The organism is Paenibacillus sp. OV219, assembly GCF_900110075.1.
Classification (GTDB): domain Bacteria; phylum Bacillota; class Bacilli; order Paenibacillales; family Paenibacillaceae; genus Paenibacillus_Z.
On sequence record NZ_FOCJ01000003.1, the window covers coordinates 58,848 to 82,382 of the forward strand.

Here is a 23,535-nt window from a genome sequence, read left to right on the forward strand (position 1 = left end):
TCTGGCTTAAGGGGAATCAAGCTCCATTTGCCTGTTTTTCGAGAATTCGGAGAGCTCCTGCTCCTTTTTCTTGTTGATTGGGAAATACAACAGCGGAATGATACCCAGCAACAGGAATACGAAGGGCAGTGCACCGGCGCCGAGTTTAATTCCCATCAGGGCATGATCGCTTTGAATTTTACTTCCCGCCTGGAATCCGAAATAGCTAATGATGCCCATGAACAGCGAAGCCTGAATACCGGATACCGGAATGGTCAGCAAGGCATCAAGACCATTGAACATTCCGGCCTTTCTCTGGCCCGTGCGCTGTTCGTCCTCATCTATAATGGCGCCCATCATCGGGCTCATCGCGATGCTGATTGCTTGCGCAAACACGTACATAATGATGTACGCGACAATGGTCTGGAAGAAATTTTGGACGAAAGTAAGAAGAAAAAACCCGAGGGCACATGGAATCAAAGCCCACATAACGGACGTTTTCATCCCTAACTTCTTGATCCATATTCCCCATAACGGCGCTGTCACGAATAGCGAAAAGCCCATAGACAGATCCATAATCGTAGCCTGATAACCTTCCAGGTTTAATACATAATCGGACATATACAAGAAAGGCGTAAAGTAGAAGGCACATGGACCGATGGCTAGAATCTGGAATAGGACTAAGGTTACGAATGATCTTGATTTCAAGGCATCCCGTACGTTGGCTAAGACATCTCCGAAGACGCCTTTTCTATCCTCGGTTTGCACGTTTTCTTTCAAGTACATCTCTCTTGTTTCTTTCAAGGGCTTGAGTGCAACGAAATAGAGAATGGAATTTACCGCAAGCACTGCACAGAACAGGAGGATGGTTAAATTCTTATCGTGGTTTCCGACCAAAAGTAAAGTTGGGATCACCGTACCTAAAAATCCGCCGATGTTCGCAACATAAGTAGTGATCACGGCTACGTCTACGCGTTCCTTGTTAGTCTTGGCGGCAATGAGTTTGTAGTTGGCGTGCGCGATGGAGAAGGTGGTCATAGTGGTATCATAGATGAACAAAAATACAAGTAGGAATGCGAAAATGACCCACTCGTTCCAAGAAGGCTGCGCAAAGATCATCGCAAAGGTGGCGAATAGCGTTACAGGCGCGCAAAGCCGCATAATATAAACGTATTTTCCCTTCTTTTCGTTATATTTATGCCTGTCCAGCCACACGCCTATGGCCGGGTCATTAATTGCGTTCCAGATGCCGAAAATCGCATAGATGAGACCCACGAATTTCGGATTCAAGCCGATAATATCGGTATAGTATTTCAAAAAAGCATTGTGAATGAGCACCACGCTGAGGTTGCCAGGCATTGTAGGAAAGGAAAGAAAAAACTTTTGCCATCCTGTTAATTCGCGGTTCGCAGGTTTTTCGATATTGCTCATAACATTCACTCCAATGATTATCGGTATATGATATAAGCTATCATAATCGCTTTCATTGCGAAATAACCGAAGCTGATTGCTTTTTTGAAGCGCGCGCCCATGAGGATCTTGTAGAGAAGCGTCACTCAGATTTCTTCGCGGCTTGAGGGCACCGTCTCAGAGGAAACAAGTGTGCACTTACTCTACTCCAATTCTAGAGTATAATACTAGTATAGAAGCTTGCGTATTGATGGTTTCTTGAAGAAGGAGAACTTATGACATTTGAACAATTGCAGTTGATTCCCCCTATTATTAAAGCGATAGTGAAGGAAAATTATAATCAGCCCACGCCTATTCAGGAGCAGGCAATCCCGCCGGTGCTGGCAGGTCGTGACTTGTTTGGCTGTGCCCAAACGGGGACCGGCAAGACAGCGGCGTTTCTGCTGCCGATTATCCAGTTGCTGAGCACACAGCAGGGTCGCCCGAGCGGCAAGCGAGTCATTCGTTCGCTGATTCTGACGCCTACTCGTGAGTTGGCTATTCAGATTTCCGACAATGCTAAAGCTTACGGATGTTTCACGAATCTGCGCTGCGGCGTGATCGTGGGCGGTGTCTCGCAGAGGAGCCAGGAGCAGCTGCTGGAGCAAGGCGCGGACATTCTGATTGCGACACCGGGTCGGCTGATCGACCTGATGAACCAAGGATTCGTTGACCTGCGTCACGTGCAAATTCTAGTGTTGGACGAAGCCGATCGGATGCTCGATATGGGATTCATTCATGATATGAAGCGAATTATTGGCAAGCTACCCGTCAAGCGGCAGACGTTATTCTTCTCTGCGACTATGCCGCCTGAGATCACGTCCTTGGTTAACTCTTTGCTGAAGAATCCGGTGAAAATTGAGATTACACCTGTTTCCTCAACGGCAGAGAGGATTAAGCAGGTGCTCTACTACGTGGACAAGTCGAATAAACTGGAGTTGTTGACCGATCTACTGCAGGACAAGTCGATCGCAAGCGCTCTCGTATTCATCCGTACGAAGCACGGCGCGGACCGTTTGGTGCGTGGCTTGACGAAGGCGAAGATTGCTGCGCAGGCCATTCATGGCGACAAATCGCAGAATGCCCGCCAAGAGGCGCTGAAAAACTTCAAATCCGGTGCGATCCGCTTGCTAGTGGCGACAGACATTGCGGCACGAGGCATCGACATTGATGAGCTGTCGCACGTTATTAACTTTAATTTGCCGAATATACCGGAGACGTATGTACATCGGATCGGCCGTACCGGACGTGCGGGCTTAAGTGGAATCGCGATTTCGTTCTGCGAGGACGAGGAAATTCCTTATCTGAAGGATATCGAGAAGCTGACGAAGCAGAGAATCCCAGAGATTAAAGATCATCCTTACCGAATGACGGTTACGAAGCCGGTACCGGTTGCGGTCGGAGCGAACAAAGCGAACAGAGCGAACAGAGCACCGTTCAAGGACGGAGCTCGCGGACATAGCGGCGAGGCTGGCCGCCACCACAGACGGCGATCAAAGGCTGGAAAGTGAGCCGGTCAAAGACCAACCGTTTAATTAGTTTGTACGCATAAAGCATTAAGGGTTCAAACAGATAATGGCGCACGATCCCTGATTGGAGGTCGTACGCCATTTCTTCATATACAGCCGTAAAAAATCACTCACCGCTATGCTTGGAAGCAACCTTTGAGGCCAACTTATTGGTTAAGAATAATGCGGGAACGACCATTAGAACCATGAGCATACTCGCTGTCAGAAAGCCGAATTGATACGCGGATGTCAAATGAGGAACATCTGGAGTCGCAGCATTCAACTGACTTACGACAAGAGTTGCCAATACGGCTGAGCCGAAAGCGCCACCGATATTCTGAATAATACGGGTACCGGTACTGGCCTGCGGAATTTGTACTTTTGCCAAACCTGTATAGGCATCGCTCATTAATGGAATCGCAACGCCACCGACGCCGACACCGCGAATGAGGAGTACACAGGCGATGATCCAATAGCTCGTGCTTTGATCGACCCAAATAAAAGGAAGGGTTCCAACTAGAGAAATGGCAATCGAAATAATGACAACAATTCGGGCACCAATGCGATCAATCATTTTACCAATTAGAGGTCTTACAAGTAACATGCCTACTCCCTGAGGGATTAAGGATAACGCAGCTAAAATGATGGAATCATGACGAACATTTTGAAAGAAAAGCGGTAACAGAAGCATTGGACCGTTGGTACCAATTCCTGCTAGAAATAAGCCGCAGAAGGATGCGCTAAAGCTTCTATGCCTAAATAAATTTAAGGGCACAATGACATTCTTCTCATTTCTAATTGCGTATATCACGTAAATGAGGGTTAATAAGGCACCAACAATGATGAATGCTATTGTCTTCGTATTCATAAAACCCGCCATCTGCGCTGCAGCAGAGATGCCATAGATAAGGCTAACCGAAATGCCCCCGAGTACCAAGATCCCGAACCAGTCAAGCTTTGCATGTTGATTTGCAGGTGGGAAGCTTGGCAGCTTTGTCCGTATAAAGTGTAACGTTATGATTACAATCGGAACATTGACGAAGAAAATCCAATGCCATGAAAGATAATCGACGAGGACCCCGCCAATGACTGGTCCTAAGATAGGTCCAAGAACGATGGGCATGCCTACAATAGACATTAATCGACCGAGCTTTTCTTGCCCGGCTACTTGTATTAATAGCGTTGTTAACAATGGAATAATTAAACCTGCGCTAAAGCCTTGAATAAGACGGAAAATAATCATACTAGCTAGGTTCCATGAAAGACCCGAAGTGATCGAGCCAATTAGAAAAATAATTTGTGCGGCAATGTAGACCTTTTTTCCATCAAATCGCTGAATGAGCCACCCGGAAAAGGGAACAGCTATTCCTGTAGCTAATACATAGCCCGTTACGATCCATTGAATATGATCAAGTGATGCATGGAAATCCTTAGAGAAATCATTCAGTGCGATGTTCACCATGGTTCCATCCAACATGGGAGCGATAGCGCCAAGGACAAGCACAATGGCGATCGTTAACAAAGACCTCGGTATTTTTTCGTCATCTTTTGCGGCCATTACACAAGCTCCTCTCCAAATAAGATACAAATTGAATCTTATTTACATACTGAACTATACATCGTTTCCAAACAAGTTACAAGATGCAATGTGTATCTTAAATTCATGTTATATTTGTCTGTATAGAACCTGCGAGGAGCTTTGAAATGCCGAGTATAAGAAAACGAGGGAAAGAGCTTGAACGCGCGATATTGGAAGCGGCATTTGAAATTTTTCAAACCTCCGGTTATCAAGAGATGACCTTTCAAAATGTTGCTAAAAAGGCAAAAACAAGTCGAACGGTATTGTATCGCCAGTATGTTACTCAAATAAACTTATTACATGAAATGGCGCATTATCGAATATCACAAGTGTTTGGAGAGCTCACAATACTCGACCTAATAGAAGATCGTGGAAGCTTGCGGTCAGATTTACAGGCAATGGCAAGTATTTATCAACGTTTCCTGGTTGCTGTTGGGCCAGAATTATTTAGCGCCGTCATGCTAGAGCTAAGTCGGAAGCAGGATATCTTGAAAGAAATGAGCATTCACGCGCAAGAAGTAAGTGCGCAGATTATGCAAAAGATTCAAGACTTTGCAAAGAAACGTGGAGAACTAACATGTGACCTTACTACTATGCAAGTACAGCTGCCTTTCAACATGATGCGATATGAATACATTATTCAAGGTGGAAACTTGACGGAGTCCTATTTGAGCCATTTAGTTGACGAAGTTTTACTACCTATTTATTTGAATAACAAGAGTTTGAATAACTTCCAGAGAGCAGGGCAGGTTTAAAAATGGATAATAAAAAACAACGTTACCGCTTTAGTGAAGCACCTATATGGGATATTCAGCGGAAATATTATGAAGAAGTAGGATTAAAGGCTTGGAACAATGACCAAGTTCCTCAATATATTACGAGCAATCCGATGATCGCTACGGCATATGCGGAAATGATCTTCGGGGTTCTTCAAGATCGTGCGAATAAGGAAGTTAGCCCGGAGCCTGTATTCATCGTAGAGCTTGGAGCAGGAGCGGGACGGCTTGCTTACCATGTGTTACACGAGCTATGTCAGTTGAGGGCGTTTGCGGGGGGAACGTTACCAACGTTTCGCTATATTATGACGGATTTGGCGATGAACAGTGTTATGGCTTGGAAGGAGCATCCTGCACTACAATCTTTTATTGCCGATGGATTGCTTGATTTTGCACGATTTGATGCTGTTCATGATTCGGTACTGAATCTGATCGTGTCGGAAGAAACCATTCATCAAGGGGACTTGAAACAACCATTAATCATTGTAGCCAACTACTTTTTCGATAATATTCCACAAGAGCTGCTTTACGTTGATAGCGGGCAAATTTATGAGGCCGATGTTTTTATTGAATATCCCGACCAAATGGAATCCCTTAAGCCATCGGAAGTATTAGAGCAAATCTCATTGCATTACGAGCATCGGCTGGCGGAAGAGTATGAGCAAGAAACCTATCGTTACCATGATGTCATAGCCCTTTATCAGGACCAATTGGAAGATTCGTATTTATTATTTCCAGTTGTTGGGTTAGATTGTTTAACTCGATTGAATCAATTGTCTCAGGCGGGGTCTCTGTTAATAACGGCCGACAAAGGAGAGCATGTACTCGATAACTTGAGGATTGTAGAACCACCGGAGTTGATCGTTCATGGAAGCGGATGCTTTTCTTTAACGACCAACTACCATGCGATTCGGCATGTTTGGGAACAAAACGGAGCCGTCGGGTTATTCCCCCCGCAGCATTATGAAAGTATAAATGTCGGTTGTATTATCAATACGGATATGCCGATGGACTACTTCCATACCAGATTAGCCTATCGTCGATTCATTGAACGCTTCGGCCCAGATGAATTTTACAGCATGAAGCAATGGGTGGATCGCAATCTAGATAGTATGGGACTTCAGCAAATTTTAAGCTTTTGGCGTTTAGGCGGGCATGACGCGGAATTTTTCATTCAGAGTACACAGCAGATCTCGAAGTTGTTAACAGATGCAAATGATGAAGAAATGCAGGATATTCTGAGGGGTATTGGGTTGATGTGGTCGTCGTACTATGTAATGGAGCAACGCTATGACGTCGCCCTTGATGCAGGGTTGTTACTGTTCGAGATGGAGCTGTACGAAGAATCCAAGCGGTATTTAGAAATATCGGTGCATCAAGAAGAAGATGAGATCGTATCCACTGTATTTTATTGTCTGGCGATTTGTTGTTTTGAGTTACATTTAATCGAAGAAGCGTTGAATTACACGAGAGAATTATTAAAGCTTGAGCCTGATCATGAAGAAGCATTGGAATTGATACGGCAGTTCGAGATGTGAAACCTACAAATTTGAAACTAACGGCGTAGTGGCGAAATGAAAAGGGGACTTTCCCACCAGAAGGGGAAGCCCCTGGATACCATGTCTAAAAAGTACGTAGGGCATGTGCGCTCACATTACGCTACAGCCAGGCGTAAACTTCGTTTGCGGGTTGCATATAAGAGGAAATATCCGAGCGTCACGAGTATACACATGAGGACATCGACACCGATCAAGACTTGATAATTGTGAAAGTAATCGAAGGAAATGCCTCCGGTTAGCGATCCAATAATACCTCCTCCTTGATGAAAGAAAAGCAGCCAGCCCGTTTGTTTGCCTTTTCCTTTCCAATATTCATTGACGACTAGCAATCCTCCCGGAACCGCACTTAAATAAGTAATTCCGAACGCTATGGCAAAAAATATCGGAGACAAGCCGAGATGCATGAAGAGCAGACAAAACCCAATGATCCTTATGCCATACAAGAGAGTCAGCATGATCAGTTTATTGACTCTGTCCAACCAATAGCCCACAATAATCGACCCCGTAATCTCCATGATGCCAAGTACACTCATGGATAACGCGATCATATCTGGCGACGTATTCGCTAACTGGTGAATAGCGACCAAATTCATTTCTACAGTCCCCATATTAAAGCCGCAGGTGAACAAGGCGCCAGCTACTACGATGAACATTGGCAAATGGACAGCAATTCCACGGAGCGGAGAATGCACGGTTTGCCGCTCTTCTTGCCCATCCGCTACATAGGGTTCATTTATAGACACTCCTGCTGCTTTGTTGCCTCGAGGCTTCGTTCCCTTAATTCCGAATAAAATAATAGGTAACGTAATGACGATGCTGAGAACGAATGAAGCGATAAAAGCATCCTTCCAAGTCAGTGAGCTCGAGGAGACGAATATTGGCGTGCTTATCGCCAGCCCTAAAGAAGACGCGCTAGCGAGCAGCCCTGTCGCTTTGGCCCGGTGATGCTGGAACCAATCAAAAATCAACAGATAGGTCGTAGTCGTTCCGATGCCTGCAAACCCTGATATCACTCCGTATCCAATAAAAAAGATGATGTCATGATGTCCAAATATAACGGTTCCCGTACCTGCAATCCCCATGATGGAACTGATCAGCATGACTCTCTTTGGTCCGTATCGATCCGCGAGCCATCCTCCCAACGGCGCACATAAGGCTCCAATCAGCAAGTTCGTAGACCAAGCCATCGAAATGAATCCTCTGCTAATTCCTAAATCTTCCGAAATTTGAACTTGAAAAAAAGCCATAATAAAGCGCATAAGCGCTCCAATAAATCCAATGATCCATAGATAACCCAATCCAATCCAAGCATACTTCGGTTCCCTAAACCATGTCATCCCAAGGTTCGACCTCCTGTAAAGGGGAATTTCCAAAAAAAGATACCGATCGGTATTTTTAATATAACATAAGGAATCACTTATCGAAAGTAAATTTTCATTTGATATAATAAAAGGAATCATTCCATATGTGCGCAAGGGAGAATTGACATGCTAAAGGGAGAAAACACCCGCAAACACATTATCGCGAAGTCTGCCGAGTTGTTTAACCAGAGGGGCTATGCAGGCTCGTCCTTGTCGGACATTACGGAGTTAACGGGCATTAAGAAAGGCGGTATTTACCGCTACTTTGCCAGCAAGGATGAAATTGCAATTGAGGCTTACCAATATGCAGGCGGCATCGTGAATCGTAAAATCAAAGAGGCACTCGATCAGGAATCAACTGCGATGGGCAAGCTGCTTGTCTATCTGCAAGTGTATGAGAACGTAGTCGAAGCCCCTCCTTTTATAGGCGGGTGTCCGCTGCTTAACCTGGCTACCGAGTGCGACGACGGCCATCCTATTTTACGTGAAAGAGCCCGTAAGGGGTTGGATAGCACGTTGGATGCCATGAAAAAAATCATTTTGGAAGGCGTACAATCCGGGGAATTCAAAGCGAATCTGAATATCGATGCCTTAGCGACCTTCACGTTATCCGTCATGGAAGGCGGCATTATGCTCAGCAAGCTGGAGGGCGACAATCGCCATGTCCGCATGAATATCGAAAGTCTGACGGCGTACTTGAAAGGGATGTGCCTGTTATAACGGGAACCGGAGTTCTAAATCCACGTAATGGCTGATCGGCTGAATTTGTTTGTACGCCTTTGGCTCATTAGCTCGTCGGCCGTCTGGCGGATGATTCGAATGCCGTGCTCGATCTCTAGTTCATTTGTGCGAATAATGCTGAGACGCCAGCTGTTCGCGCTTTCCATACTAGGAAGGTAGCATTGCATCGTAGGAAAAACATACACGTCCTTCTGACGAAGGGCTGCGGCCAGCTCCTCGGCCACCAGATGATCGGGTAGCTCAAGTTGGGCAAATATACCACCGGCTGATTTACTTAGGCGGAAGCCTTCGTTCAAATATTGGCTACATGCCTTCTGCAGAGCCTTCATTCGAATACCATAGCGGTCCCTCATCCTCGCGGCGTGGCGCTGAAACAGTCCACTGCCCAGATGAATCTCTAAAGCGGCTTGTGAAAGGGCGGATGTGCTTAAATCGCTCGATGATTTGTACATTCGAAACAAAGTGATTAGTGATGCGGGAAGTACAGCCGCACCAAGGCGCAGGCCGGGTAGCATTATTTTGGAGAAGCTTCGGATGTAGATGACGCGGCCCGAATGATCATAGCTGCAGATTGGATCGGCTTTGCTGTCCGTTTCCAAGTCTGCGAGATAGTCATCCTCCACGATATACACATCATACTTCTCCGCCAGTGATGCAATTGTTTCTTTCTCAAGGCGTGACAAGCTGGTTCCGAGCGGATTGTGGTACCTTGGGACCGTATAAAAGAACTTAATGGAATTGTTCCGAAAATGCCGTTCCAGTTCATCAAGGTCAAGTCCTGATTCCGTTCGAGCAATTCCGATTGGGGTTACCCCGAGGAGGCTCATTATTCTCAACATTCCGGTATAGCAGGGTTGCTCGACCAAGATCGCGGATTTTCCATTTGGGAACGGCATGGAGGCAAGCAAGTGAAGAGCTTGTTGGGAACCGGAGACGATGCAGATCCGTTCGGGTTCAGCAAAAATTTGCGAGACTGCCATGTGCTGAGATATAGTTTCGCGTAGAGATAGAAATCCGAGCGGATCGCCATATGTAAAGAGACGGTCCCCGTATAACTGTACCGCCCGGTTCAACCCGTGCCCAATTTCTTCATAAGGGATAATACCAGGGTCCGGAGAAGCCGCGGCAAAATCAATCCGCCCTTCCGGCCGACCCTCAGACTTCGAGGGACGAACAATTACGTAGTAGCCACTCTTCGGTACCGAGTAAATCAGGTGTTCTTTCTCCAATTCATCGATGGCCCTTATTACGGTGTTTTTGCTGCACTTCCATTGCACACTAAGCTCTCGGATGGACGGTAATTTACTGCCCGGCTTGATCGCCCCACTGTTAATCTGTTGTTTCAGATCGTTCTTCACATTCTCGTATTTCATGATCCATCCACCCCAATCTGTATGGGTATAGTTATATAATAAATATTTACTCTCTTCAAACTGTTACCATTATACTAAACACATTCGTATCGTGAACTACAGGGGGGATACAGATGGAGTGGAGTCATGATAGCTTGCCTTACAGAATCAGTGACAGTGTGGAAGAGCTGCAGCCGGATGTCATCTTTGCATTATTGAAGGGCAGTTATTGGGCTGCGGAACGGTCGGAAGAAACCATCAGGAATAGCTGGAAGGAATCGCTTTGTCTCGGAGTTTACAGCGCGGCCGGGCAACAAGTAGGTTTTATGCGGGTTGTAACGGATGGAGCAACCTTTTCCTGGCTGTGCGATGTGATCGTAGGCACAGATCATCGCGGCAAAGGACTCGGCAAGTGGATGATGGCTGTTTTGGTCGACCATTCTCGGATTCGCCATACGCCTATTTATCTCGGTACACGAGACGCGCATGGACTCTATGAGAAGTACGACTTCGTACGACGGGAGATGATGGTCCGCCGAGCAGCACAATAAAGGCTGTTCGGCGAATTCTAGTGGCGCATGCTAAATAGGCCTAATATCAATTGCCATATGTGATTTGAAATCTACTGTCATCCCGAATTCAATCTGTATTGGCTTTCGGAATATGGGGCCATCGTACACGAAGGTGTGATATTCTCCGTTCTCACCACAAGGGTCGGAGCCTGCCGCTGTTATTTTTTCCACGAGATCCGTCGTTAGCGTTTGCCCCAAAAAGCTCTTATCTAATATATCGCTTTGAACAATCTTAATAGCCGCCTTAAATCCTCCATGAATCAGCTCTTCCGTCAAAGCCCTTCTGTCTTCTTGCCAAAGCGGCAGCACACAGCTCAAACCGGCATTATTGCAGCGTTGTTTGTTCCACTCTAGATGATCTTCGATGTCAATATCGCCAAAGGCGCAACCCTCCGCACCGAGTTGAATGGCTTTCCTTAGCCCTTCCTCAATTGCTTCGGAGTAATTATCAGGTCCACAGCGACAAATGATAAGAGGAATGTCCAAGCTTTCCGATACCGAAATTAATAGCTCCTCCGATACACCGTGAAACCATGAGCGGCCTTGTTCCTCATTGAATGTCGTAACCAAAGCCACTGGAGTATGACCCTCGTTGATCATACGGTAAAGTGCCAAACTACTGTCTTTACCGCAGCTGTACATCATAGCAAATTTCATGTTTGGTTCTCCTCATACTATTTTATTCTATTATCATAGTTGAAAATCTTACCGTTAGGGCGTTTGAGTTCGGCTTGAAGCTGATTCTGCTTGGGATTGAGCAGGTGATAGCGGAGCAGCAGGTACAATAGTTGAACATGGCGTGATCAAGAGCAGACGGTTTACAGCTAAGATTTGATAACTGTTAAACAACAAGGGCCTCCTTAGGGAGGCTCTTGTTGTTTGTTGAGCGTTCAATGTCACGATCTTGGCCCTATTCTTCTTGATATTCTCCATCATCGGGAAGATAATGTTTACAAAGTCCGAAAGAAATAGGTAATAATGGAATGTACTCATTATAGATTTATAGGGGGCGACGCTTCGATGTTGGCAGAGAAATACGTGAATGATACACTCGGTGACTTGTTGCATTCTCGGGACGATTACAAGCCATTTCCTACAATCGAAGATCGCAATCAATGGGATGAACTTCCGCCCAATCTAAGAGAATTCTGGATCAATAAAGGCGTTCAAGAGCTCAATCATTCATGGGGAGCTCTGACTGCCACTGCATATATGGAATATAGCCGAACAGGCAATCGGAATAAGTATGACGATGCATCGTGGGCGAGAAGACGGGCTCTGGGTTCTTTGGTCATCGCAGAATGTATCGAGAACCAAGGACGGTTTATGGATGATATCGTCAACGGAATTTGGTGTATATGCGAGGAAACATTTTGGGGCATTCCGGGACATGGCTATATGATGAAGAGGCAGGACCCACTCCCGGACGTGTCCGATCAAGTGATTGAATTGTTCTCGGCCGAGACGGCGTCACTGCTCGCCTGGACGCATTATCTACTACAAACCAAGTTGAATGAAGTTAGTGTAATGGTCTGCGAACGTATTCAGCTTGAAGTGAAGAATCGAATTCTTGATCCTTTTCTAAGCCGCAACGATCTCTGGTGGATGGGGTTCAATCAAGAAAGGATGCTCAACAATTGGACTCCGTGGTGTAATTCCAACTGTCTATCGGTATTCTTGCTCTTGGAGGACGACCCCGAACGTAGAGAAGCGGCCGTAATTAAGGCGATGCGCAGTTTGGATCACTATATCGATAGACTCCATTCAGATGGAGGCTGTGAGGAAGGGCCAAAGTATTGGATATACGCTGGAGGAACGCTCTTTGACTGTCTAGAGCTGCTTTACAGTGCCTCGGACGGACAAATTAGCGTATTCGATGAACCCAAAATCGCGCAAATTGGTCGTTATATTTACAAGGCTTATATTAATGACTCCTATTATGTTAATTTTGCAGACAGTACGCCTAAGGTACAGATACCCGCGGAGCTTGCCTACCGGTTTGGACGTCGGATTGGAGATGATCGGCTGTCCCAATTCGGTGCACTGGAGCTGAAGAAGAGGCGTGAGGAAGCCACTCATTTCGAGTTCCCTGCCATGTTTCGCGTGCTCCCAGCTTTATTTCATTATTCGGAAATCGAGCAATATACGGGAGAGTCCCCTTACATCAGAGATGCATGGCTTGATGGCATTCAGTTGATGGTGGCAAGAGAGCAGCCGGATTCAAGCACGGGGTTATATCTTGCAGCCAAGGGAGGACATAACGATGAGAGCCATAACCATAACGATATTGGACAATTCATCGTTTATTGCAATGGTTCTCCGATGATTATTGACCCGGGCGTATTGACCTACACATCCAAATCTTTCTTCTCCGAACGATATACGATTTGGGCGATGCAATCTGCCTATCACAATGTGCCGATTATAAACGGGATTGGTCAAATGAATGGAAGAGAATACAGAGCGACTGATGTGAATTATCACGTAGATGATAGAGCTGCATCATTATCCATGAACATTGCAACAGCCTATCCTGAGTCAGCCCAGATGAATAGCTGGATACGGACCATTCAACTGATTCGTGACGTGTCTCCCTATATCGAAATCAAGGATGAATATCAATTGGAGCAAGTCATTGATGATATTACATGGAACGTAATGACGCCACACCCTCCTCAGATGGTAGAGAGCGGGAATATTATTTTACAGGATGAGCATGGCAATAAGTTAATTATCCAATATAACAGTGAGATGTATGCAGCCTCATCAGAGGAAATTTCACTCGAAGACGAGATCATGCGGGATGCATGGGGAGATCACTTGTATCGGATTCATCTTACATCCATAACCGGCACGAAACAGGGTGATTGTTCGATCCGAATAAACCAAATTTAATTGCGCTGTGGAGGACGGGGAAATAATGGTGATGAACGGTTCAGATCCGACGCTCCCGGGTAGTGAAGTTCTAGACAAGTTAAAAATCAATATGGTCGCCCCGCTGGGAGGGAGACTCAATCAGCATTGGCTTGTAAACGACAGGAACGAGCGCCTAGTATTACGGCTCTGGTCGAGTGCAACTGACAAAGATAGTATCCAGTATGAGGTCAATCTGCTTAATAGCATTGCCGAGCTCGGAGGATGGCCTGTTGCAGCTGTCATTGAAGGGCCGATTGAGATTGGGGGTCAGGTTTGGGGGTTGTTCCCGTATCTTCAAGGTGAACCGCCATCTTCCCGGAATCCGGCAGCCGAGGGACGCCTAATGGCTCAATTCCACAATGATCTTAGGAAGCTCAGCGGAGTTGGACAACGCAAGGGCTGGCGTCGATGTGAAGAGATTCTTCAGGACAACGAGTTAGATCTATTGCTCTCTGAAAATGAAAAGAATAGACCAGAGGAAATACGAATTCTGCGGTGGCACCTGGAGCGTGCTCGCAAGCGGGTGGAGGGGCTGAAGCTTCACTCCCGCCCCGGTATTGTGATTCACGGTGATTTTGCTCCATGGAATTTACGATTCCAAGATGGAAAGCTCTCCGGTATTCTCGACTTTGAACTCGCGCATTGGGATCATAGAGTCGGCGAATTTGCTCTCTCGTGGAGGGGAAAGTACGACGAGGTTGTTTACGGCTACGATGAAGTATCGCCTCTTGAGCCCGAAGAGTGGGAGCTGTTAACGCCCATGTGGTGGGCGGTACTCATTGAGCTTGCATGTAAGCACTTGAAGGAAGGCAGTCATGATGACGGCTGGATCATCAGGAAGCTGCTCGAGCGCTCACCATTGATGGGACAGGATGCTAGAACAGGACCTACAATATAAAGAGGTGTCATTTGAAGAGAATCCATAGCCCGTGGCTAAAGCTCAAAGAAGGAATGAATAAAGAGGATTATGATCGGATTAACGGCTTGCAAGAGAGGTGCATCCGCGAAGATCAGACGACGTTAAAGCTGGAGTTGGACTACAAGCTCGGTGTGTATTCAAGCACAGACAGCGCAGGGATCCGTCAAATCAATGAATTCATGTACTTCGATGGACATGAGCTGATCGGCTATATAGGGATCAGCGACTTTGGCGGGGCAGGTACACCGTTTGAAGTGAACGGCATGGTGCATCCAGAGTACAGGCGGCAGGGTGTCTTTGGGACATTAAGCAAGCTAGTCATCGAAGAGTGGGGGCGCAGAGCTTCTAGGAGTATGCTTCTCCTAAGCGACCGTAAGTCGGAAGCGGGACAAACATTCATCCAAGGAACCGGAGCAAAATATCATCATACGGAGCATGAGATGTATCTTCGGGCGGATTGGACAGGAGTAAACAAGGACTCTGAGAGAATTACACTTCGGCAGGCGACGAATGCAGATAGGTGGGAAATTCACCGGCAGAATGCGATATACTTTGACGACGAGCTCGTGGAAGAGGGGACAAACGATCCTGAGAAGGAGATGATTCTGCCTGAGGAAGAAGAACAACGGGGCATGATCATTTACCTCGCAGAGGCTGACGGGCAGGTTGTCGGGAAGGTCCACATCCAGCTGTCTTCTGGCATTGGGGGCATATATGGCCTAGGTGTTCTGCCCGAGCATCGCGGCAAGGGATATGGAAGAGCGACTCTCTTGAAGGCTATTGATAAGCTGAAGGAAGCTAGCGCGCGAGACATTATGCTGCAAGTGGCCGTAGAGAACGCGGGCGCACTCCGGCTGTATCAATCCTGCGGCTTCGTGGAGACGTCGACGATGGATTATTATGAGTTACCCTTATAGGAGAAGAGAGAAAGAAGAGGCGGCAATGTAATTGCAGCTTCTTCTTTTTTGTTTTGCTCATCCATCCATTTAAGATCCATTAAAGGTTCACTGCCTAAGATAGGAATCGTAAAGCGAAGATGCTTGTGCGGCAATCCCAAATAAACAATACACGAAAGGTGATGAGAATGGTGTATAGAAAATCCACATGGGTCATCTGTTTATCATTAGCTATAGCGGTTACTACGCTGACTGGTTGCGAGGCGACCAAATCGTCGAATTCCAAAGCAAATAGTCAGAGCGGAGAAGCGACAACCGCATCGCTTGATTATGTAAATGAGATCGACAAGAATAAGATCATGACATTTGCAATCACGGTAGATCAAGCCAAATGGAAGGAAATGCTGGACAACGCGGCTGATGAAGAATACATTTCCGCAGATGTAACGATTAACGGCACAACGATCAAAAATGTAGGTATCCGTCCGAAAGGTAACTCCAGTCTTTCTTCCATCGTGCGGGACGGAGATACGGACAGATACAGCTTCAAGATCAAGTTTGATGAGTATGTCGAAGGGCAAACCTGGCAGGGGCTTGATAAAATTGTGCTTAATAACAACTTTTCCGATGCAACAAGCTTAAAGGAATACCTGTCTTATGACATGATGTCTTACATTGGAGTAGATGCACCTCTGTATTCATTTGCAGACATCTCACTCAACGGTCAGAAATGGGGCTTTTATCTAGCTGTCGAGGATATGGACAGCAGTTATCTTGAACGTACGCATGACGATGAAGGCGAGCTGTATAAGCCCGAGTCGGCAATGGGCGGCGGCGGTCAATTCCCTGGTGGTGCGAAGGACGGACAGGAATCCTCACCTCCTAAGGAGGCAGCAACTAGCGGTACAACCGAGGTAGCGGCAGCAACCGCTCCAGATAAAACGCAACAAACACAACAAACGCAGAATCCTGCTCAAGCGATGCCTGACCGGAAGAATGGCGGAGGGATGAAGGGCATGGCGAATAACGGAGTCTCCCTTCAATATACCGACGATAAGATCACCAGTTATTCTGCCATCTTTGACAATGCGGAAACCAAAACAGACCAGGCCGATCAGCAGCGCCTTATTGAAGCATTGAAAAACTTAAGCGAAGGCAAAGATCTTGAAACCACTGTTGATGTCGACGCCGTGCTCAGATATTTCGCTGCCAATGCTGTCGTCGTCAATCTCGATAACTATGTTTCCAATATGGGGCACAATTACTACCTTTATGAGAACGAAGGGCAGCTGAGTATCCTTCCTTGGGATTACAATCTTGCGTTTGGCGGCTTCCAGTCGGGTAGCGCCTCTAATGTCGTGAACTTCCCAATCGACACTCCTGTCTCAGGCGTGAGCTTGGAAGAACGTCCACTGCTTGGCAAGCTGCTTGAAGTACCCGAATATCAAGAGAAGTATCATGCATATTTACAAGAAATCATGAACGGTTACTTTGCAGACGGTAAGTTCGAGCAGACGGTTGATAGACTTAGCACTATGATTTCTGATTATGTGAAGAATGATCCAACGGCGTTTTACGATTACGATAAGTTTCAAGCAGCAATCGTGGAGCTGAAGGAACTGGGAGCACTTCGCGCAAAGAGCATTCAAGGTCAGCTCGACGGGACAATCCCATCGACGACAGAAGCTCAGAAGGCAGATTCAAGTAAACTCATTGACGCATCGACTGTAGACATGCAAGCACTCGGCACTCAGGGTGGCGGTAAGGAAGGAGCAGGCGGCAAAGGTGGACCAGGTGGAGGCGGCTTCCCGGATATGAGCGGGTTGGATCAAGATGTGATGCAACAGGCCATGCAGATCATTCAGGATGCCGGGGGCAACATAACGGACGAAGTGAAAACGAAGCTCACTGCGCTTGGTCTAACCGAGGAACAAATGACACAGTTCTCACAAATGCGTAATGGCGGGCGGCCGAATATCAGCAAATGATGTTCGCTTTGAGAGTATTAAATAGTAAGCGTTAAGTAACGGGGGTGCCGATAGTGGTGCCCTCATTTTTTAGGTTTACATTAAAATTCATGGTAATATAAAGATCTACATTAAAGAGGATGTGAACATATCGTGATCCAAATATCCATACCTGCACCGGATGTTACCATAACCAAACAGAGTGATCCTCAAGAAAGCCATATTTATGGGTTTACCGATTTTCATTTAATTTCAAGAGAAACAGGCGGAATCTTCATGTTTTACAACAATAAAGAGGAGCTGCTGTTTGTGGGTAAAGCGAGAAAGCTGCGCCCAAGAATCAAGAAACACTTTGAAGATACGGTATCGCCAATTAAAGACCACAGAGACGAAGTTGTGAAAATTGAGGTTTGTATCGTTGAAGGGCTTCTGGATCGGGCGATCTATGAAATCTATATCGCTAATAAATTCAGAGCGAAGTACAATGCTGACAGAGTGCTATAAAAGGAGCAGAGTTCTGCTCTCGTGCAAGGTGTAAAACAATCACTCCAAATAAAATTATAATTCATGATAAGAGGCACCCAATTGCGGGTGCCTCTTCATTTTATACTGTAGATGGAGGCTCTTTTCCACGCAAAAAAGGGATTTACCGTTAGATCACGAAAGTAGCAGTATTCTGCTCTTGTGTAAGGAGTGATCAGGGAGGGGCTCTCGTGCCAGACACGGTTATTAATCGTTCCATGGATGCCATATGGAGGAGCGAATCGGCGAAGATTATTGCAGTTCTCACGCGGATCGTACGCGATGTCGGACTTGCCGAAGACCTTGCGCAGGATGCGCTCCTTATCGCCCTCGAGCACTGGCCGCAATCAGGTATACCGGAAAACCCAGGTGCTTGGCTGATGACAACCGCCAAACGCCGGGCATTCGATCTGCTGCGCAGAAATAAATTGAGGGACCGCAAATATGAAGAAATTGGCTACGAGCTGAACACGCAGGAAGAGCTGGATCTGGATACCGCACTTGATGACCACGTTGAAGATGATCTCCTCCGCCTCATATTTATGACCTGCCATCCCATGTTGTCGGCAGAGGCACGTGCAGCACTCACGCTGCGACTGCTTGGAGGATTAACGACCGAGGAAATTGCCAAAGCGTATCTCACTCCAGAACCCACGGTTGCTGCGCGAATTACGCGGGCTAAGCGATTGTTCTCGGAGCAGCGTGTTCCATTCGAGCTTCCTCAGAAGTCCGAGCTTACGACAAGATTGTCCTCGGTACTGCAGGTTGTCTACCTCATGTTTAACGAGGGATACTCTGCATCCTCCGGCGATAATTGGATGCGGCCCGTTCTTTGTGAGGAAGCTCTGCGGTTAGGGCGTATATTGTCTGAAATTATACACAACGAACCCGAGGTATTCGGGCTTGTTGCACTTATGCAATTCCAAGCGGCGAGATTTAAAGCGCGAGTCGACCAAGCGGGAGAGCCCATTCTGCTGATGGATCAGAACCGGGCGCTCTGGGATGACACCCTAATCAGAAGCGGGCTAGCTATGCTTGATCGTGCCGAGCAACTCGGCGGCGAACTTGGTCCTTACTCTCTTCAGGCGGCTATTGCTGCGTGTCATGCGCGGGCCCGAACCGCTTCGGAGACGGATTGGGTACGGATATCCGAGCTCTACAATGATCTCTACCAATTGACGCCATCGCCTATTATCGAGTTGAATCATGCGGTAGCCGTATCGATGGCTCATGGACCGGCAATTGGACTTGAGCTTGTCGACAGGCTGCTGTCCGAGCCAGCGTTGAAAAACTATCATTTATTACCGAGTGTGCGTGGCGATTTCCTAATGAAGTTGGGACGACTAGGCGAAGCCAAGTTAGAGTTCGAACGTGCCGCAACGCTCGCTGGCAACACGCGTGAGCAGGAACTGCTGTTAAGACGCGCTGCTGAATGCTCTGAGGATAATGAACTTTCTTAATTCATTCTTTTTTAATGGGATGTCGATTCTGCGACGTATCGTTCGTTGATTAAGTAGAGGCAAGTCTGAGTGCTTCAATCTAACGTCAGAGGAGAAATCAATATGCAATTTCTATGTTTGGGATACTTGGAACCAGCGAAGATGGACGCCCGCCCGAAGGATGAGATTAATGCTGTCATGAACGAATGTATGCCTCACCTGGACAATTTCTATAAAAGTGGTCAAGTGCTTGTCGATGCGGGTCTTGCTTCTGAAGCGAAATGCTTGCGGCGGGAGAGTGGGATAGTAAAGGTTATGGATGGACCCTTTATCGAAACGAAAGAGATGATTGGCAGTGCTTTTCTTATAGAAGCACAGGACATGGATGAAGCGATTCGAATCGCATCCTTACATCCGAGTGTACAGATAGGCGCTGGCGAGCAGTTTGGGTGGGGAATCGAGATCCGCCCCATTCATTATTTTAAGATGCGAGATTAGAGTCATCGACTATGGGATAGGGAGGGAAATGAATTGAACGATTCCGTTCTCCATTTCTACGATGAAATTGCAGAAGACTATCACCTCATATTTCATGATTGGAATGAGGCTATTGCACGGCAAGGTGAGATTCTGAACAGGCTCATTAAATCCAAAATAACGAGCCAGCCCAATCTTACACTCCTGGATTGTTCGTGCGGCATCGGTACACAAGCAATCGGCTTGGCGAAGCACGGGTATCTAGTAAGCGCGACAGACATAAGCTCAGCATCTGTCAAAAGAGCCGAAGAAGAAGCAATATCTCACGGAGTGACCATAAACTTTGGAGTAGCAGACTTTCGTACGTTGGATAAGGATGTACAAGGGAGTTTCGATATAGTGCTGTCGGCAGATAACGCGATTCCACATCTCCTGACAGATCATGATTTACACACAGCTTTTGCGAATTTCCACACAAAGCTGAACCAGAATGGCCTGTTAGTCGCCACCATAAGGGATTACGACGCATTAACAATGGAGAAGCTGCCTGCTACTCAGCCTCGTATATTCGATGAGGGCAAGAGAATTGTCTTTCAGGTATGGGATTGGGCAGAAGACGGGAAGACGTATACGGTAAACCAGTTTATTTTGCAGGAAATGAATGAGCAATGGACAACAAAGCATTATAAAACGCAGTACAGAGCGTTGTTGCGGGAAGAGATTAACCAATTACTGCGCGAGACAGGTTTTACGGATATAGAGTGGCATCTCCCCGAGCTCTCAGGCTATTACCAACCGATTGTGACCGCGCGAAAGTATTAACCTAAGTAAAGCCCCTTCGGCTGCATCAGCTGAAGGGGCTTCGTAATTAGTGGCTACTCGTCGTGGAAGATTCAGACGCTCTTTCACCAGTACTATGACTTACCTTTGGCTTACGAAGATTGAAGCTTAGCAGCACGCCGGCAACAGCAATCCACGCTGTCAGGAGGAATGTGTCACCGAAGGCATCGGCCATTGCTTAAAAGCGGTTATTGCTGAAGCTTCTGAATCTTTTTCCCGAAGGCGGATATACCATACCCCAGAATTATAAATATGCATACATAGATGAAGAGTACTGGAACAATAATGCTCCACGGGCGGTCGTTAAATCGTGATAGCAGATTGAACATATTGATGATCATAATCGTGAGGTTTGCAAACAGCAAGCTGATAAAAACTCGTTTGATCTTCTGGAAATGCGTCACAAGTGACTCGTAATCCGTATAAAGACGAGGGTGCTCATCCGGCTGCCATTCTCTGCGGAAGTAATGCCACATTCCCCCGTAGGAGCTGACATGCTCCCAGCCCGCATCGCGATATAACTCCAAATAGGCTTCAAACTTGTCTCCTCGCCCTAGCCCATTCTGAAAATCAAGCGCATACGCATAACGCATCGCTACATCGCGTGTGAAGGTGTAACTGAATATGCCGACCTTCTTAAGCTGCAGCCCTTGTCTGGACTGCTCCGATAGCCAAGCTTCGTCCTTCTCATAGTTCCAGCTCATCGACAGCCGATACCTTTTCTCCGTCGGTATTGCCATTTGCCTCACTCCTTCCCATCATTAAGAACTCGATGACCCGCCTTTAGAAGCTCTTCCAGCCTGGTTATCTCCGCCGCTGTGACGTCTTGCCCGTATGGGGTGATGACATACATTTTGCGTCTGCTGTCTGTTCCTTCCGGGCCAGGATAATGTTCAATAAGTCCTTTGGTGAGTAACGTGTTCAGCGCCGTATACAATGTGCCCGCGCCGATCTTTACCCGCCCATTGCTCATACGCTCCGCATCCTGCATGATGCCGTATCCGTGTGTAGGCTCAGCATGCAGCGCAATTAATATATAGTAAAAAGCTTCCGTCAGCGGCAGCATATCCTTCGGATCTCGCATCCTTATCCCTCCCTCAATTGTATCGTCAGACGATATATCTTATGACGATATATTACCGGACGATATATAAATTGTCAATATATGTGAATGAAAGGGGGTGGAGTTAGAGGAATGGTTTCGGCGAAGGCGAATAGATTTGAGGATATCTCGGTATTTCATTCCAATTGAGGAGGTATTCCAAGTTGGTACAGCAAACGACGAATCGAAAGGTCGTAACAATTGGCCTGCTGGCGGCACTGTTCATCGGTGCGCTAGATGCAACGGTTGTCAGTACAGCGATGCCGCATATTACGAAGGAATTAAGCGGCTTCAGCTTAATCAGTTGGGTATTCTCGATTTATACGCTGACGATGTGCGTCGCGACGCCTATTTTCGGTAAACTGGCTGACTTGTATGGAAGAAGATCGGTGTTTACAGCAGGTCTGCTTATCTTTGCAGTTGGATCTATTCTTTGCGGAGCAGCGACAAGCATGACCGCCTTGATCTGGTTCCGTGCCATCCAAGGGTTTGGGGCGGGTGCACTTACGCCGGTGACATTCACGATCGTCGGAGATTTGTATCCGGGAGAGCAGCGGGCGAAGGTTCAAGGGATATTCGCTTCCGTATGGTCGGTGGCGGGATTGCTTGGTCCGCTTGTCGGAGGAACGTTCGTCGACTATATTTCTTGGCGCTGGATATTCTACATGAATGTGCCGGTGTTCGTGCTAGCCTTCATTCTCGTCGCTTTGTTTCTACATGAGAAGTTCGAGAGGAAAGCGAAGAAGATCGACTTCTTTGGCGCGAGCCTATTCACCATTGGTCTATCGGCGCTCCTGTACGCCTTGCTTAATGGTGGTGAGAAGTACGCATGGGACTCGGCACTAATCATTGGACTGTTGTGCTTCGCGGTGGTATTCATCTCGCTGTTCCTGTTCGTAGAGACACGGGTGAAGGAGCCAATGATACCGCTTGGGCTGTTTAAGACGAGAGAGATTCGCGTGATCTACTTGCTTAGCTTTCTAGGTTTTGCGATAACGGCCGGTGTCATGGTGTACGCGCCTCAATGGATTCAAGTTGTACTTGGACATAGCGCGACGAACTCCGGGTTTACGTTGATGCCGATGTGCCTGGCTTGGCCGTTCGCGGCAACGATGACGGGAAGGCTGATGTTTAAATACGGGCCTCGCCTCTTTATTGTCACAGGTGCGATTGTCGTTGCAGCAGGCAGCCTATGGCTCATGCTCATTAATTCGGATTCACCATACGCATACTTGGTTGGCATATTGATTGTCATCGGCTTCGGCATGGGCTTGTTGACGACGCCAATTCTAGTCTTAATCCAGAATGCCGTAGATTGGAGCGAAAGGGGAGTGGCGACCTCGACGAACTCGCTGATGAACGCGCTTGGGCAGACCGTTGGTGTGGCGTTATTCGGCACATTATTCAATAACGCGGCAGCAGGGCTTGATACGAAGCAGGTTGCTCATGGTATGCATATCGTCTTTATATCGATTTTTGCCATATCAATCGCGGTCGTGCTCGTTGTTGGCTTATTGCCGTCTCAGCGTAAGGAATCGGGCAAGTCTCAGTCTAGTGTGGTGGGGTAAGCCGATAGAGGCA

General features: G+C 47.0%; 21 protein-coding genes. 14 read left to right on the plus strand and 7 right to left on the minus strand.

The annotated features are described in order from the left end of the window. Positions 1-6 precede the first annotated feature (6 nt). Positions 7-1,410 (minus strand): MFS transporter, encoded by a 1,404-nt coding sequence (locus BMY11_RS09915; protein WP_090574619.1) that lies wholly within the window; start codon positions 1,408-1,410, stop codon positions 7-9. Positions 1,411-1,664: 254 nt separating this feature from the next. Here BMY11_RS09915 and BMY11_RS09920 point away from each other — a divergent pair, with 254 nt between their 5' ends. Next, positions 1,665-2,939 (plus strand): DEAD/DEAH box helicase, encoded by a 1,275-nt coding sequence (locus tag BMY11_RS09920; protein WP_090574622.1) that lies wholly within the window; start codon positions 1,665-1,667, stop codon positions 2,937-2,939. A gap of 124 nt (positions 2,940-3,063) precedes the next feature. On the opposite strand, the gene BMY11_RS09925 is transcribed toward BMY11_RS09920, so the two are convergent. Then, positions 3,064-4,494, minus strand: coding sequence for an MDR family MFS transporter (locus BMY11_RS09925; protein ID WP_090574625.1), 1,431 nt, complete (start codon positions 4,492-4,494; stop codon positions 3,064-3,066). 146 nt (positions 4,495-4,640) lie between these two features. On the opposite strand from BMY11_RS09925, the gene BMY11_RS09930 reads away from it, so the two are divergent. Together BMY11_RS09930 and BMY11_RS09935 are read left to right on the plus strand one after the other, a co-directional pair. Continuing rightward, positions 4,641-5,270, plus strand: a complete 630-nt coding sequence (locus BMY11_RS09930; protein ID WP_090574627.1) for a TetR/AcrR family transcriptional regulator — start codon at positions 4,641-4,643, stop codon at positions 5,268-5,270. Positions 5,271-5,272: 2 nt separating this feature from the next. After that, positions 5,273-6,829 (plus strand): SAM-dependent methyltransferase, encoded by a 1,557-nt coding sequence (locus BMY11_RS09935; RefSeq protein WP_090574630.1) that lies wholly within the window; start codon positions 5,273-5,275, stop codon positions 6,827-6,829. 116 nt (positions 6,830-6,945) lie between these two features. Here the strand turns inward: BMY11_RS09935 and BMY11_RS09940 are convergent, their stop codons facing one another. Further along, positions 6,946-8,187: an MFS transporter gene (locus tag BMY11_RS09940; protein ID WP_090574633.1), complete on the minus strand. Its 1,242-nt coding sequence runs from the start codon at positions 8,185-8,187 to the stop codon at positions 6,946-6,948. A gap of 150 nt (positions 8,188-8,337) precedes the next feature. Between BMY11_RS09940 and BMY11_RS09945 the strand changes: the two genes are divergently transcribed. Further along, a complete protein-coding gene (locus BMY11_RS09945) occupies positions 8,338-8,931 on the plus strand; it encodes a TetR/AcrR family transcriptional regulator (RefSeq protein WP_090574636.1) in 594 nt (197 codons plus the stop codon). Between the two features lie 14 nt (positions 8,932-8,945). Here the strand turns inward: BMY11_RS09945 and BMY11_RS09950 are convergent, their stop codons facing one another. Then, entirely contained in the window at positions 8,946-10,325 is a 1,380-nt protein-coding gene (locus BMY11_RS09950) for an aminotransferase-like domain-containing protein (protein WP_090574639.1), read from the minus strand. A gap of 113 nt (positions 10,326-10,438) precedes the next feature. Here BMY11_RS09950 and BMY11_RS09955 point away from each other — a divergent pair, with 113 nt between their 5' ends. Beyond that, entirely contained in the window at positions 10,439-10,855 is a 417-nt protein-coding gene (locus tag BMY11_RS09955; RefSeq protein WP_090574642.1) for a GNAT family N-acetyltransferase, read from the plus strand. A 30-nt stretch (positions 10,856-10,885) separates the two neighbouring features. Here the strand turns inward: BMY11_RS09955 and BMY11_RS09960 are convergent, their stop codons facing one another. After that, positions 10,886-11,533, minus strand: a complete 648-nt coding sequence (locus BMY11_RS09960) for a Dph6-related ATP pyrophosphatase (protein ID WP_090574645.1) — start codon at positions 11,531-11,533, stop codon at positions 10,886-10,888. A gap of 363 nt (positions 11,534-11,896) precedes the next feature. On the opposite strand from BMY11_RS09960, the gene BMY11_RS09965 reads away from it, so the two are divergent. The 8 genes from BMY11_RS09965 (at position 11,897) to BMY11_RS10000 (ending at position 20,834) form a co-directional block, all read left to right on the plus strand. After that, positions 11,897-13,771 carry a heparinase II/III domain-containing protein gene (locus BMY11_RS09965; protein ID WP_177182584.1) on the plus strand — a complete coding sequence of 625 codons (1,875 nt, stop codon included), beginning with the start codon at positions 11,897-11,899 and terminating at the stop codon, positions 13,769-13,771. A 25-nt stretch (positions 13,772-13,796) separates the two neighbouring features. Further along, on the plus strand, positions 13,797-14,690 hold the full coding sequence (locus BMY11_RS09970) for a phosphotransferase enzyme family protein (RefSeq protein ID WP_090574651.1): 894 nt from the start codon (positions 13,797-13,799) through the stop codon (positions 14,688-14,690). Positions 14,691-14,701: 11 nt separating this feature from the next. Continuing rightward, complete coding sequence (locus BMY11_RS09975) at positions 14,702-15,628, plus strand: GNAT family N-acetyltransferase (protein WP_218150172.1); 927 nt, start codon at positions 14,702-14,704, stop codon at positions 15,626-15,628. Between the two features lie 167 nt (positions 15,629-15,795). Beyond that, complete coding sequence (locus BMY11_RS09980) at positions 15,796-17,595, plus strand: CotH kinase family protein (RefSeq protein ID WP_090574654.1); 1,800 nt, start codon at positions 15,796-15,798, stop codon at positions 17,593-17,595. Between the two features lie 132 nt (positions 17,596-17,727). After that, positions 17,728-18,078: a nucleotide excision repair endonuclease gene (locus BMY11_RS09985; protein WP_090574657.1), complete on the plus strand. Its 351-nt coding sequence runs from the start codon at positions 17,728-17,730 to the stop codon at positions 18,076-18,078. Between the two features lie 236 nt (positions 18,079-18,314). Then, positions 18,315-19,556, plus strand: a complete 1,242-nt coding sequence (locus BMY11_RS09990; RefSeq protein ID WP_090575652.1) for an RNA polymerase sigma factor — start codon at positions 18,315-18,317, stop codon at positions 19,554-19,556. A gap of 102 nt (positions 19,557-19,658) precedes the next feature. Then, complete coding sequence (locus tag BMY11_RS09995) at positions 19,659-20,033, plus strand: YciI family protein (RefSeq protein WP_090574659.1); 375 nt, start codon at positions 19,659-19,661, stop codon at positions 20,031-20,033. 33 nt (positions 20,034-20,066) lie between these two features. Next, the gene (locus BMY11_RS10000; RefSeq protein WP_090574662.1) at positions 20,067-20,834 is read left to right on the plus strand and encodes a class I SAM-dependent methyltransferase; all 768 of its coding nucleotides are present in this window, start codon (positions 20,067-20,069) and stop codon (positions 20,832-20,834) included. A 206-nt stretch (positions 20,835-21,040) separates the two neighbouring features. Here BMY11_RS10000 and BMY11_RS10005 read toward each other — a convergent pair whose 3' ends face one another. Next, a complete protein-coding gene (locus tag BMY11_RS10005; RefSeq protein ID WP_090574665.1) occupies positions 21,041-21,592 on the minus strand; it encodes a DUF2812 domain-containing protein in 552 nt (183 codons plus the stop codon). Between the two features lie 5 nt (positions 21,593-21,597). After that, entirely contained in the window at positions 21,598-21,936 is a 339-nt protein-coding gene (locus BMY11_RS10010) for a PadR family transcriptional regulator (RefSeq protein WP_090574668.1), read from the minus strand. Positions 21,937-22,118: 182 nt separating this feature from the next. Between BMY11_RS10010 and BMY11_RS10015 the strand changes: the two genes are divergently transcribed. Next, the gene (locus BMY11_RS10015; RefSeq protein WP_090574672.1) at positions 22,119-23,522 is read left to right on the plus strand and encodes an MDR family MFS transporter; all 1,404 of its coding nucleotides are present in this window, start codon (positions 22,119-22,121) and stop codon (positions 23,520-23,522) included. The last annotated feature ends 13 nt before the right edge of the window (positions 23,523-23,535 follow it).

Coding starts and splice junctions, on each gene's coding strand:
- BMY11_RS10010 (WP_090574668.1), bottom strand. CDS start 21,936: ATGCGAGATCCGAAGGATATGCTGCCGCTGACGGAAGCTTTTTACTAT.
- BMY11_RS09935 (WP_090574630.1), top strand. CDS start 5,273: ATGGATAATAAAAAACAACGTTACCGCTTTAGTGAAGCACCTATATGG.
- BMY11_RS09930 (WP_090574627.1), top strand. CDS start 4,641: ATGCCGAGTATAAGAAAACGAGGGAAAGAGCTTGAACGCGCGATATTG.
- BMY11_RS09965 (WP_177182584.1), top strand. CDS start 11,897: ATGTTGGCAGAGAAATACGTGAATGATACACTCGGTGACTTGTTGCAT.
- BMY11_RS09980 (WP_090574654.1), top strand. CDS start 15,796: ATGGTGTATAGAAAATCCACATGGGTCATCTGTTTATCATTAGCTATA.
- BMY11_RS09945 (WP_090574636.1), top strand. CDS start 8,338: ATGCTAAAGGGAGAAAACACCCGCAAACACATTATCGCGAAGTCTGCC.
- BMY11_RS09920 (WP_090574622.1), top strand. CDS start 1,665: ATGACATTTGAACAATTGCAGTTGATTCCCCCTATTATTAAAGCGATA.
- BMY11_RS09960 (WP_090574645.1), bottom strand. CDS start 11,533: ATGAAATTTGCTATGATGTACAGCTGCGGTAAAGACAGTAGTTTGGCA.
- BMY11_RS09970 (WP_090574651.1), top strand. CDS start 13,797: ATGGTGATGAACGGTTCAGATCCGACGCTCCCGGGTAGTGAAGTTCTA.
- BMY11_RS10005 (WP_090574665.1), bottom strand. CDS start 21,592: ATGGCAATACCGACGGAGAAAAGGTATCGGCTGTCGATGAGCTGGAAC.
- BMY11_RS09995 (WP_090574659.1), top strand. CDS start 19,659: ATGCAATTTCTATGTTTGGGATACTTGGAACCAGCGAAGATGGACGCC.
- BMY11_RS09990 (WP_090575652.1), top strand. CDS start 18,315: ATGGATGCCATATGGAGGAGCGAATCGGCGAAGATTATTGCAGTTCTC.
- BMY11_RS09950 (WP_090574639.1), bottom strand. CDS start 10,325: ATGAAATACGAGAATGTGAAGAACGATCTGAAACAACAGATTAACAGT.
- BMY11_RS09915 (WP_090574619.1), bottom strand. CDS start 1,410: ATGAGCAATATCGAAAAACCTGCGAACCGCGAATTAACAGGATGGCAA.
- BMY11_RS09925 (WP_090574625.1), bottom strand. CDS start 4,494: ATGGCCGCAAAAGATGACGAAAAAATACCGAGGTCTTTGTTAACGATC.
- BMY11_RS09955 (WP_090574642.1), top strand. CDS start 10,439: ATGGAGTGGAGTCATGATAGCTTGCCTTACAGAATCAGTGACAGTGTG.
- BMY11_RS09940 (WP_090574633.1), bottom strand. CDS start 8,187: ATGACATGGTTTAGGGAACCGAAGTATGCTTGGATTGGATTGGGTTAT.